The sequence below is a fragment of the Vibrio sp. R12-SG2-ISO1 genome (assembly GCF_059834045.1).
The window spans coordinates 52240-65122 of the sequence record NZ_JCBDGO010000001.1; the positions used below are offsets into that span (position 1 = coordinate 52240).

The following is a 12883-nucleotide window of genomic DNA, read 5'->3' on the forward strand; positions in this document are numbered from 1 at the left end:
CTTAGAGTACTCCCGACAACGACACTCAAAAAAAGTCATACAATTAAACATAAAAAACCCAGCTTACGCTGGGTTTTTTTAACTACTTACACACTATACTAAGACAGCGAGATTTCAACAGTCTCACCATCAACGGTAAGAATCAGCGACTGCCCTTCTAGCTTATGAGAGACTTCCACTTGCTCACCGGCGTTCTTGTTTGGCACAAGAAGCGTTAGGATGTTGTGCTGTTTTGATGGTTTGAACTGCACTTCAACGTGACGGTGAATTTCAAGATCTTGGTACTCGTATGGGTCAACTTCGCCGAAGCCTTCAACGTTCTTAACAGATTCAATGTTGTCGGCAGACTCGTTGATGAAGTTCACGTCTAGGTGCGCTACTTCGCCACGGATAGTGAATGACTTGTCAGCCACTTCATTCGCGAATGTTGTGTGCATTAGCCAAGTCATGTCTTTCTCTTCAGAAAGAGCAGCCTTGTCTTGCATTACGAATACTTTACCCTTCACAAACCAGATCTTACGCTTGTAAGACTCGATTTCTGGAACGAAGTATTTGTAAGATGCTGTTGCATCACCTTCAACCATTTTAACTTCTGATTCTGTATCGAAGTCAGTGATGTTACCGCCCGCTTCAATACAGAAACGATCTTGGTGACCGTCAAAGCCCGTGTTCTTGTTCTCACCGTACTGACCTTTACCACCGAATAGAGGAAGGTTCTTAGAGAAGGTTTGACGACGCCATTTAGTGTGCATGTCTACACCGAAACCACCGTAGTAGCCAGTGATCGCTGCTAGCGTTTCACCGAATGCGTGCAGAGTGAACGCGTTTTGGTCACCGTGTGAGTGAGAGATAGAACCAAATGGTGAGCACTTAAATACCATGTGGATGTGGTTATCACGCTCAGTCATCTTGTTGTGGAAGGCAGCCCAACCAGTGATTGGGAATACTTTCAACAGTGGATCGTTTGACGGTGCTTTCTCTTCTGGTGCATCCCAAAGGATGTTGAAGCGTAGGTCGTCGTAGCCGAAGTCCCACCAACCGAAGTTGTAGAATTTCGTGTGTGCTTCAGTATCACGGCCTTTAAGCTGGTTGTAGTACCAAACGTACTCAGGCTTCTGGTTAACACCTGCGTAGTGCTTGATGTTGTAAGCCAGTTTTAGACCTGGGAAGTCACCGATTGATGACTGGTCACAGAAGCTCGCGCGCTTAGAGTGAACAGGCATACAGTAGAGTGGGAAGTCACCAGTGTTTTCGTAGAATGTCTTGTTGAACATATCTACGCCACAGTAGGCTTTCAATAGGTCGAATGCTTCGCCTAGGAATGCAGTTTGCGTGTTCCAGTAGTCAGGACCTTCAGCCCAACCGCCGTCTTCACCGCCCCATGGTGGGTAGTGTACTGCGTAGTACTCTAGAGCGTATGCGATGTACTCGCCTGCTTTCGGGTGATCGTGGTAAAGCGCGATACACGTTGGGATGATAGCAGAAGAGATTGAACGTACACCGTGGCTGTTTAGAGGGTTGTTCAGTAGATCAACCGTCACGCGTAGGTGGTGCATGATTTCGTCTAGACGCTCGATTAGTGCATCTTGAACTTGCTGACGCTCTTCATCAGTGAAGTAAGCGTGTAGCCAGTCGTAACCCCAAGCCATGGCTGCGATTACACGGAAAGCGGCTTCGTCGTTGTAACCACGAGAAGTGACGCCTTCTGGATCGTAAGTCGAGAGCTTTAGAGTCCAAGCTTTTGCTTTAGCAATCAGCGCTTCGTCTTCTTTCACGATACCAGCGATGGCAAGGTTACGTGTCGCGTTAAGCGCCATTTGGCAATCAACGTACATTTGACGCCAGTAAGGACGCCAAAGAGACGCTTTACCTACCGTCTCTTCTGGGTAAGGTTGAGGCTCTTCAAATGGAGCCGTATCTAAAAACTTAACCGTAGAGTTGTTGTAGAAGTCGTCGAACATGCAGTGAGATTCATCTGCGCGTACCGCGGCTTTAAACGCTTCTAGGTCCGCAGACTGAACAAGAAGACGCGGACGTGCTTCGCTCAGGTTGTCGAGGAACGACAAATCAAAATCGCGCTTTTGTACTTCGATTGGGAGTAGATCGACAAGGTTACCTGCTGAAGTGTCATTTTCCAGCTTCATCTTCCTGATCGCATCAAGAGATTTTTGGTTGCTCATGTTAACTCTCTTTGTAGTGAGGGTTTGAAGGGTATGGGTAATAATATAAATCTTATTGTAGGACAATTAAACCTTAAAACGCGAAAAATGGCCTTTTTTGTCATTTCCGTGACCTAAAACAAATCGACAGCTCAGAAACACAAAAAAGCGAGCACCCGGCTCGCTTTCATCATCGATTTGGAATCGGCTTAGTTGACGTGCTCAACCGCCGCCTTCACTAGTGCACCTAGCTCGTCCCACTTACCTTCGTCCATCAGGTTCGTTGGTACCATCCAAGTACCGCCACACGCTAGTACAGAAGGGATAGATAGGTAATCATCCACATTCTTAAGGCTAACGCCACCCGTTGGCATGAAGTTAACTGGGTAAACCGCTGTCAATGCTTTTAGCATAGGCACGCCGCCTGAAGGCTCAGCAGGGAAGAACTTCAACGTACGAAGACCCATTTCCATCGCTTGCTCAACAAGGCTTGGGTTGTTCACGCCAGGAACGATCGCAACGCCTTTGTCTAGGCAGTATTGCACGGTACGAGGGTTAAAGCCTGGGCTAACGATGAAATCAACACCCGCATCGATAGACGCGTCCACTTGCTCGTTAGTCAGAACGGTACCTGAACCGATCAACATGTCAGGGAACTCTTTACGCATCACGCGGATCGCTTCAATCGCACATTCAGTACGTAGCGTGATCTCTGCGCAAGGCATGCCGTTTTCTACCAACGCACGACCTAGAGGAATCGCGTGCTCAACTTTGTTGATGGCGATAACAGGGATCACTTTCAGGCTTGCTAATTTTTCGTTCAATGTTGTCATAATGTTTAGACTCTCTCGTTATAAAGCTCGCACAAAGGCGAGCTTATTATTCATTCGATTACAAAGGTAAATCTGGCATCACATCGCGAGGAATGATCGCACCTTTGTGCTGAATCACTTGTCCTGCCATGCAGTGGCCGTTGAATGCGGATTCTTGTGCATTACCGCCCGTCAGACGTTTTGCTAAGAAGCCAGCGCTGAATGAGTCACCTGCTGCTGTGGTGTCGACTACGTTGCTGACCGGTTTTGGCGCGACGTAGTTCGCTTCTTCACCTTCAACGACTAGGCAATCTTGCGCACCACGTTTGATGATGATCTCTTTTACGCCCGCTTCCGATGTGCGCTTGATGCACTCTTCAAGGTGTTCATCACCGTAGAGTGCCTGCTCATCTTCAAACGTCAACAACGCAGTATCGGTCAGAGATAGCATCTTCGAGTACCACTCAATCGCTTCAGCTTGGTCTACCCATAGCTTAGGACGGTAGTTGTTATCGAAGAATACTTGACCGCCGCGTTCTTTGTATTGCGCTAGGAAGTTGATCAACGTCTCACGCCCCACTGGGGTCAAAATCGCGAGCGTAATACCGCTTAGGTAAACCGCGTCAAAGCCAAACAGCGCATCAATCAACGCTTTAGACTCAGGCTGCTCGAACATAAACTTCGCTGCCGCTTCGTTACGCCAGTAGTGGAAGTAACGCTCGCCAGTATCATCGGTTTCGATGTAGTACATACCTGGGTTTTTGCCGTGAATTCGCATCACGTGTGACGTATCGATCCCCTCTTCTTGCCAAACCTGTAGCATCTCAGTACTGAACGAGTCTTCACCCAGCGCCGTAATGTAACTGGTGTTCACATCGTGACCTTTGGTCAAGCGAGAGAGGTAGAGTGCGGTGTTTAGTGTGTCACCACCGAATGATTGCTTTAGTTCACCTTCTTTCTTTTGAAGCTCAACCATACATTCGCCGATGATAGCAACATTAATCATTTTCATTGTTTACCTTAGCAATTGAACTGCCAATGAATTACTTCAGGAAGTCTTCACGTGCAGGGTTAAAGACGTCTAGCAGGATACTGCCTTCTTCGAGCGCAACTGCGCCATGAACAAAGTGTTTCGGTGCGATGTACGCGTCACCTGGCTTAAGTACTTTTTTCACGCCGTCCACTTCTGCTTCGAAACTGCCTTTCACTACGTAGCCGATTTGATCGTGAATTTCGTGAGCGTGAGGGTGACCAATCGCGCCTTTATCAAACTCAAGGTGAACCGCCATCAAGTCGTCAGTATAGCCAACAATTTTACGTTTAATCCCGCCGCCAATGTCTTCCCAAGGGTGATCATCTAAAAGAAAAAATGGATTCATCGTTTTGCTCCTAAAATCTAGCGTAGTGCTGTTTGTTCACATCATACCTCAGTGAGATTAATTGTAATACAATACAAACCAAAAGTGTGACACAAATCAAAAATGAAACTACGTTTCAACTATTTCACCATCAATTATCGAACAAGAAAACGTCGAGTAAATCTCTGTGTTCTGGCCCGTTAATTCAGGTCCTCAATGCGAATTCAGTGATTTCGCTCATCATTTTTCCTCTCTACCCTACCATAATAATCAATATTGTATTACTTTATGTAGCAAATAATTTCTCTGCTACACCCAAAGGTGACGAGGACATAACGATGAACGCGCTCTTATTCACGCAAGATGAACTGACACTCCTACGCCAGGAAGTGGGTCAGCCTAGCTTAATGGGCAAGACCATCGACAAACACTGTCGTGAACTTGAAGCGTTTATGCGCTTACCCCTCGAAGTACCCGGTCACGGTGAAGCCGGTGGCTACGAACACAATCGCCACAAACAGAACTACACATACATGAACCTCGCTGGACGCTTGTTTTTGGTCACACAAGATGAGCGCTACGCGGCGTTTGTTCGTGATTTACTCGATGGCTATGCGGATATCTATTTAACGCTTGATTATCAAGTTCAGAAGAATACCAACCCTACTGGGCGATTGTTCCACCAGATCCTTAATGAACATGGCTGGCTTCTGTTTGCCAGCATTGGCTATTCCTGTGTTTCTCACACCATGAGCGAAGCGCAAAGAACGCGCATTATTGATCGCCTCTTTGTGCCGATGATTGAAATGAGTACAGAGAAGTATGCACACCGTTTTGACCATATTCATAATCATGGTGTGTGGGCAGTCGCCGCTGTCGGTGCCTGCGCCGTCGCGATTGATAAGCCTGAGTACTTGGAGATGGCCGTCTATGGCCGCGATAGAAACGCGACCAGTGGATTCTTAGATCAAGTATCGCATCTCTTCTCCCCATCGGGTTATTACCTTGAGGGGCCTTACTACTCTCGCTTTACCATTCGACCGTTAGTGCTGTTTGCGGAGATCATCCACCGACACCTACCTGAGGTGGATATTTACCGCTATAAAGATGGTGTGGTCGGTAAAACCGTGCAAGCGTTGTTGGCGACCGCTTACCCCAATGGGGTGTTCCCCGCTCTGAATGACGCCTCGCAAAGCATGAGCATCAACGATGCCGGCGTGCAGGTCGCCGTGAGCATCTATGGCGCGCATTATGGTTTGGACGATAACATTCTTGGCATGGCGAAAATTCAACAAGGCGTTTGGATGCATCCTTGCGGTTTGGCACTCTCCAATGCCTTTGAAGAGGCTCAGGCGCAGCGTGAGATTGGTCTACCCTACTGGCCAAGTGTTGAACTGTGTGAAGGTCCAAACGGCGATCAAGGTGCACAAGGCTTTATCCGAATGCAAGATCCAAGTGGCGATGTGACCCAACTTGTGATGAATTATGGCATGCACGGTATGGGGCATGGCCATTTCGATACCCTTGGCATCACCCTGTTCAATCGTGGTCAAGAAGTGCTGCGTGAGTATGGTTTTGCACGTTGGGTCAACGTTGAACCTAAATTTGGTGGACGCTACTTGGCCGAAAACCCATCGTATGCTCGCCAGACCGTTGCCCATAACCAGGTCACCGTTGATCAGCAGTGCCAGAACCAATTCGATGTTGAACGCGCAGACGCTCGCAGCGGGACGCCCCACTTTTTCGATGCGACTCAAGAGACACTAAAGGGCATGAGTGCATTCGCCAACGAGCATGTGGATGGTTGCGACATGCAACGCAGTGTCTTTTTACTCAGCCTAGACAAGCTAGAAGCGCCACTCTTGATTGACCTTTACCGCATCGACAACCAACCGGACCAAGCCAATACGCTGCGCAGTTACGACTACACACACCAATATCAAGGTCAAATCATTCGTAGCAACGTGGAGTATCACACCCATCAAGAGCTGCATCCACTGGGCGATAGCCACGGATATCAGCACCTATGGAACGTGGCAGAAGGAGAAGTCGCAGATTGTGCATTGGTCAGTTGGCTTCAGGGCCACAGCTACTACACTTGGGTTGGCGCGAGTTCAAATCCGAGCAACAAGCTAATCTTTACACGCACAGGGGCCAATGACCCTAGTTTCAATTTGCGCAGCGAACCTGCCTTCTTGCTTCGAAGTGAAGGCCCGTCGACGGTGTTTGCCTCTGCGCTTGAAACGCACGGCTATTTTAATGAAGAATTTGAGCAATCGGTCAATGCCCGAGGCCAAGTGGAGTCCATCCAAGTGGTTGCCAATAGCGATGCAGGGAGCGTTGTGCAGATCCGCACCCGCCTCCATGAAATTACCTTGATGGTCAGCCACCAGCAGCACGTGGCTGAGAATACGCCGCACCAAGTGGCGGACACAGAGAATGCAAACATTTACAGCTGGAACGGTGCCTACGCGTTAGACATCACCCCAAAAAACTAAGTATCGGTCAGGAGACAACATAATGAGCTATCAACCTCTATTAATGAATGTTGAGGAAGCAGCTGAACTACGTAAAGCACTTGGCACGGATAGCCTATTAGGACGCGCATTGGCGCGCGACATCAAAAAAACCGACCAATATATGACACAGGTTGGCATTGAAGTCCCTGGTCATGGTGAAGGTGGCGGTTATGAGCATAACCGTCACAAGCAGAACTATATCCACATGGATTTGGCGGGCCGTTTGTTTCTCATCACGCAAGAAGATAAATATCGTGACTACATTGTCGATATGCTTACCGCTTACGCCAACGTGTACCCAACGCTTGAGAGCAATGTCAGTAAAGATACCAACCCACCAGGCAAGATCTTTCACCAGACACTGAATGAAAACATGTGGATGCTCTACGCATCGTGCGCCTACTCTTGTGTCTACCAGACACTATCGGATGAGCAAAAGGCGCTGATCGAAAACGATCTCTTCAAGCAGATGATTGACTTGTTTGTTGTCACCTATGGCCATGATTTTGATATCGTTCACAACCACGGTCTTTGGGCAGTGGCTGCGGTCGGTATTTGTGGTTATGCCATTAACGATCAAGCCTCGGTTGATAAAGCACTGTATGGTCTGAAGTTGGACAAGGTCAGCGGCGGCTTCTTAGCACAGCTTGATCAACTATTCTCGCCAGATGGCTACTACATGGAAGGCCCCTACTACCACCGCTTCTCACTGCGTCCTATTTACCTGTTCGCCGAAGCGATTGAGCGCCGTCAGCCAGAGATTGGCATCTACGAGTTCAATAACTCGGTCATTAAGACGACGTCTTACGCAGTGTTCAAAACCGCGTTCCCAGACGGTACTTTGCCAGCGTGCAACGACTCGTCAAAAACCATCTCTATCAATGATGAAGGCGTGGTGATGGCGACGTCTGTTTGCTTCCATCGTTATGAACAGAACGAAACCTTGCTCGCGATGGCCAACCACCAGCAGGACGTATGGGTCCACATCTCAGGTAAAACGCTCTCTGATGCGGTTGCGAATGCCAGCGACATCAAGCCATTCAACTGGGGCAGCTTATACATTACCGACGGCCCACAAGGTGAGAAAGGGGGTCTTGGTATTTTGCGTCACCGCGACGCGCATGACGACGACACCATGGCGTTGATCTGGTTTGGGCAACACGGCTCTGATCACCAATACCACTCAGCGCTCGATCATGGCCACTACGATGGTTTGCATCTGAGCGTATTCAATCGCGGCGTTGAGGTCCTGCACGATTACGGCTACGGTCGATGGGTCAATGTCGAGCCTAAGTTTGGTGGACGCTACATCCCGGAAAACAAGTCATACTGCAAACAAACGGTCGCGCACAACACCGTGACGGTGAATCAGAAAACGCAGAACAATTTCAACACTGCCCTAGCAGAGTCAAAATTTGGTGAGAAACACTTCTTCAACATCGACAACGCCAAACTGCAAGGCATGAGTGGTCGTATCCGTGATTACTATGACGGTACGCAGATGCAGCGCAGCATCCTACTTGCCGAGTTGCCTGAGTTTGAAAAACCGCTGGTGATTGATGTCTATCGAATCGAATCAGAGCAGGAGAACCAGTACGACCTTCCTGTGCACTACAGCGGCCAGATCATTCGTACCGACTTTGAATACAACACACACTCCACACTCAAGCCGCTTGGCGATTCTGACGGTTATCAGCACCTTTGGAACCTAGGCTCAGGTAAAGTTGAAGGCAGCGCGCTGGTCAGTTGGCTAGTGAAAAACAGCTACTACACGTTAGTCACCAGTGCGACTGCTGACAGCGAAGTGATTTTTGCTCGTCTCGGCGCCAACGATCCTGACTTCAACCTACGCAGTGAGCCAGCGTTGATTCATCGCCAAAGTGCAAAAGATCATGTCTTTGCCTCCGTCCTTGAGACACACGGTTACTTCAACGAAGAGTTTGAACAATCCGTCAATGCACGTGGTCTTGTCCGCGCGGTGACCGTGGTGGGTCACAATGAAGTCGGCACTGTGATTCGCATCGATACAACGTCAGGTAATCACTACCACTACGCCATTTGTAACCTTGATGAACAGGCACAACATGGCGAGCATAGTGTTGAATTTAATGGTACTGCCTACACATGGCAGGGTGCCTTTGCCCAAATTGATTAGACCGTGTTCGGTTCGCTCGTTGGCTCCACCGACTGAGCGCCCCTCTCTCACATGGACTTATTGATGTAAAAATCTAACTACGATCAAAGCCGAGCATCCCGCTCGGCTTTTTATTTACAAGTTATCATATGACAAAAATAACCATACCTGTGATGAGGATTCCATCGTGCTCGCGATCACTAAAATCTTCCGTTAACCCTTTAAATATCTGAGCTGGAGCACTGTTTAGCACTCTCGATAGTGATCAAAATAACACTAGGCCAACTTCTCGTTGTTCACCATTAAAATAATACAATATCATTTGTTTGTGATTAGGACGTAACACGGAATTAATGCCCATGATGAAGGATCACGTATCCATAGCTAAAGATGCCGTCGAACTTGTCAAACCCGCTATAGACAAGCTCTTTGAGCGAACCAATCGTCAGGAGCTGCACATAGTGATCATGGACCCAAGGCTCAAACCTTGGGAGGCAAGCTTCGAAGAGGCCATTTTGTACCAAACCTCACTGGGCTCTCCAGATGAGTGGACCATTCCTTTTGACCAATTTGCCCGCAACAAAGCCAAACAAGCATGGCGCAGCGGTCAACCTAACATGGTCAACCAAACCCTGCACACATCATCACTGCAATCGGAGGATCTGCTGTTCTTTGGCTCCTTCGTATACGGCGATGTCGTCGTCGCGTGCAGCGGCGTCGAACAATGGTACGACATGCTCATCAGCGGATGGCTAGCCGTCACATTTGAGCAACTGTGCATGAGCGAGTACCAAAACAATAAAAGCAACAACCCTACACAAACTTACCGAAACTGAACGTGAAGAGAAGGTCTAAGACTATGAGTAAACTACTGAAATCTCTACTGGTTACCGCGGGCATTATGGCGTCAGCGAGCGCTATCGCCGCCGACTATCCGACCAAAAACATTCGACTTGTTGTTCCCTTTGGCGCAGGTGGCGGTACGGATGCCGTAGGTCGTACCTTGGCCAATTCAGCCAAAGATATTCTCGGTCAAAACATTGCCGTGATGAACCGTACTGGTGGTGCCGGTGCCGTTGGCATGAGCTTTGGGGCTCAACAACGTCCCGATGGCTACACACTGACGGTCGTCACACGCGAAATTGCGTCTTTACCTCAAATGGGGCTCATGCAACACGACGCGAGCGATTTTAAATTGATCCGTCTGGTCAACCTTGACCCTGCGGTTGTGTTGGTGCACAAAGACAGCCCATACAACACCATCAACGACCTGATTGCCGAAGCCAAAAAAGGCGATGGCGTCGTGAAGTTTGCCTCCACCGCAGCGCCAAACTTCTACCTAATGGCTCTAGAAAAAGACCAAGGCATCAAGTTAAACGCCATTCCTTACAACGGTGCAGCGGAAGCCATTCCTTCTGTATTGGGTAACCACACCGACGTGACTATGGTTACGCCAGGAGAAGCGATTGCGCAGCTTCGTTCAGGTCAGCTTAAAGCGCTCGGTGTGATGTCTAATGAGCGTATCTCGTACATTCCAGATGTCCCAACCCTCAAAGAACAAGGCGTTGATGTGGTAACAGGAACATGGCGTGGTATTGGCGCGCCAAAAGACACGCCAGATGAAATCATTGAGACCTTAGGTAAAGCCTTTGATGAAGCAATGGCATCTGCTGAGTTCAAACAGTTCATGGAAAAAGGTGCGATGACTATCCACAACATGAACGCTGAAGAGTTTACTCAGTTCGTCAAAGACGATACCAAAGCACTGAGCACACTCATCAACTGATCGACGTCGAGTTATTGGGAGCCTTCTCTTGAGGCTCCCATTTTTTGCTGTATCGAGGTGTCCCTATGATGAACCGTCATGTAATTTTCCCTTCTCTCATGATTGTATTGAGCGCACTGACTCTTGCCGTCATCACTCAGTTTGATCAACCGAGATTTCAAGATGCGAGCGTTAACGCACAATTCTTCCCGAGTGTGATCGCGGTGATGCAAATCGTCATCTGCGTTGCGCTGATTATTCAACACAAGCTCAAAGCCACCGCGTCTAGCGATGCGCCGATTTTCTCCAAAATGGCGTGGTTCGGTTTGGCTTTTCTCATTACTTATGCCGCGCTCATCAGTGTGATCGGTTATTTGTATGCCAGCTTACTCGCGTTCACCCTCTACCTGATCTGCTTTAGAGTGAAAAAGCCGCTCTTTTATGCCGTGGCATGGGTATTTGTCTTTTCTGTCTACTATCTGTTTGGCGAAGTTTTTTACATTGCTTTGCCCGACGGCTACTTCTACTAAGGAGGGCGTATGTTAGAACATCTGTTTAACGGCCTCTTGACGGCTTTTAGCCCTGCTGTATTGCCGGTGCTGATTTTCGGCGTTGTCGGCGGTATTGTGCTTGGCGCTCTACCGGGATTGACCGCGACGATGGGAGTCGCCATTTTACTGCCTTTCACCTTCGGCATGGAGTCCACTCCGGCACTGGTGATGCTTATCGGCGTCTACATTGGGGGCATTTACGGCGGCTCTATCGCAGCGATTTTACTTAAGACGCCCGGTACACCCGCTTCTGCCGCGACGGTGCTGGACGGGCATACACTTGCGGCGAAAGGCCAAGCCGCCCGTGCGCTCAGTATCTCAGCTGTCGCGTCCTTTATTGGTGGATTGATCAGTACCATAGTCTTGATAGCCATCGCGCCCCTATTGGCCAATTTCGCCCTGCGCTTCAACGCGCCGGAATATTTCGCCCTCGCCCTGTTTGGCTTAACCATCATCGCCAGTGTCTCGGCACAAAATATCCTTAAAGGCTTGTTGGCTGGCACCATTGGCTTACTGGTCTCTACGATAGGTTTAGATCCTATCAGCAGCGTACCCAGATTTACTTTTGGCGTGATGGACTTATACAGTGGCGTGAACGTCATTCCGGTTCTGATCGGTCTGTTTGCTCTGTCTGAGGCCATCAACCAAATTGAGAAACTCCTCAATGAGAAACGTGCCTCAATCGCCAAATTCGACCACACATTGCTCAGCCGATCTGATTTAAAAGAGATGATGCCGACCGCGGTGAAAAGCGGCGTGCTTGGCACGTCCATCGGTTCTGTGCCCGGTGCGGGTGCAGACATTTCGGCATTCGTTTGTTACAACGAAGCCAAACGGGTCTCGAAAAACCCTGATGAATTTGGCAAAGGCTCAGTGAAAGGTCTCGCCGCCGCAGAGGCTGGAAACAACGGTGTTACCGGCGGTGCATTGGTCCCCCTATTGACGCTTGGTGTACCCGGCGATGCGGTCGCCGCCGTACTACTCGGTGCCTTGATAGTGCAAGGTCTCACACCGGGTCCACTGCTCTTTGCGCAAAACCCAGATGTCGTTTACGGTGTGTTTAGCTCGATGTTGGTCGCCAATGTAGTGATGCTCATCGTCGGCTTAGTTGGCATTCGTTTTTTCTGTCGCATCATCGAAGTGCCGAAGCTTTTAATGATACCCATCATCATTTTCTTATCGATCGTCGGTGCCTATGCCATTAACAACTCGATGTTCGATGTCGGTATTGCGATTGCATTTGGCCTACTTGGATTTGTATTGGGTAAGCTTGATATTCCATCCTCACCGATCTTACTCGCCATCATTCTTGGTCCTATGGCCGAAACGAACTTACGAAAAGCTCTACTGATGTACGATAACTCCTGGTCATTCCTCTATGAGCGTCCCATTGCCCTTGGCTTTGTCTTATTGGCCATCTTCTCTGTCTACTCAACGATGAAGATGAAAAAGAAAGCCAAACTCGAATCCGCGCACCAGTGAACTTTCCCCTTCCCCCCTGACTCCCGAGCCTGCTCGGGAGTCGTCACACCACAGTTTGTTACATTATGCCAAGTTGGAATAGCCGTTATTCGTCATCAACAAC

Annotated in this window: 10 protein-coding genes; 6 read left to right on the forward strand and 4 right to left on the reverse strand. The window is 48.9% G+C overall.

Translation table 11 applies throughout. From position 1 onward, the window contains the following. Positions 1-98: 98 nt before the first annotated feature. From AC6R10_RS00235 to AC6R10_RS00250, 4 genes are all read right to left on the reverse strand, one after another. Positions 99-2180 (reverse strand): DUF4962 domain-containing protein, encoded by a 2082-nt coding sequence (locus tag AC6R10_RS00235; RefSeq protein WP_500671141.1) that lies wholly within the window; start codon positions 2178-2180, stop codon positions 99-101. A 188-nt stretch (positions 2181-2368) separates the two neighbouring features. Next, on the reverse strand, positions 2369-2992 hold the full coding sequence (locus AC6R10_RS00240; RefSeq protein ID WP_500671142.1) for a bifunctional 4-hydroxy-2-oxoglutarate aldolase/2-dehydro-3-deoxy-phosphogluconate aldolase: 624 nt from the start codon (positions 2990-2992) through the stop codon (positions 2369-2371). Between the two features lie 58 nt (positions 2993-3050). After that, entirely contained in the window at positions 3051-3983 is a 933-nt protein-coding gene (gene kdgK, locus AC6R10_RS00245; protein ID WP_500671143.1) for a 2-dehydro-3-deoxygluconokinase, read from the reverse strand. A 31-nt stretch (positions 3984-4014) separates the two neighbouring features. Next, the gene (locus AC6R10_RS00250; protein ID WP_334550598.1) at positions 4015-4350 is read right to left on the reverse strand and encodes a cupin domain-containing protein; all 336 of its coding nucleotides are present in this window, start codon (positions 4348-4350) and stop codon (positions 4015-4017) included. Between the two features lie 311 nt (positions 4351-4661). On the opposite strand from AC6R10_RS00250, the gene AC6R10_RS00255 reads away from it, so the two are divergent. The 6 genes from AC6R10_RS00255 (at position 4662) to AC6R10_RS00280 (ending at position 12780) form a co-directional block, all read left to right on the forward strand. Then, positions 4662-6827: a heparinase II/III domain-containing protein gene (locus tag AC6R10_RS00255; protein WP_500671432.1), complete on the forward strand. Its 2166-nt coding sequence runs from the start codon at positions 4662-4664 to the stop codon at positions 6825-6827. Positions 6828-6849: 22 nt separating this feature from the next. Beyond that, the gene (locus AC6R10_RS00260; RefSeq protein WP_500671144.1) at positions 6850-9003 is read left to right on the forward strand and encodes a heparinase II/III domain-containing protein; all 2154 of its coding nucleotides are present in this window, start codon (positions 6850-6852) and stop codon (positions 9001-9003) included. A gap of 341 nt (positions 9004-9344) precedes the next feature. After that, positions 9345-9818: a hypothetical protein gene (locus AC6R10_RS00265; protein ID WP_500671433.1), complete on the forward strand. Its 474-nt coding sequence runs from the start codon at positions 9345-9347 to the stop codon at positions 9816-9818. Between the two features lie 23 nt (positions 9819-9841). Continuing rightward, on the forward strand, positions 9842-10768 hold the full coding sequence (locus AC6R10_RS00270; RefSeq protein ID WP_334550603.1) for a tripartite tricarboxylate transporter substrate binding protein: 927 nt from the start codon (positions 9842-9844) through the stop codon (positions 10766-10768). A 65-nt stretch (positions 10769-10833) separates the two neighbouring features. Beyond that, entirely contained in the window at positions 10834-11277 is a 444-nt protein-coding gene (locus AC6R10_RS00275) for a tripartite tricarboxylate transporter TctB family protein (RefSeq protein WP_500671145.1), read from the forward strand. 9 nt (positions 11278-11286) lie between these two features. Beyond that, entirely contained in the window at positions 11287-12780 is a 1494-nt protein-coding gene (locus tag AC6R10_RS00280) for a tripartite tricarboxylate transporter permease (RefSeq protein ID WP_500632446.1), read from the forward strand. Positions 12781-12883: the final 103 nt, after the last annotated feature.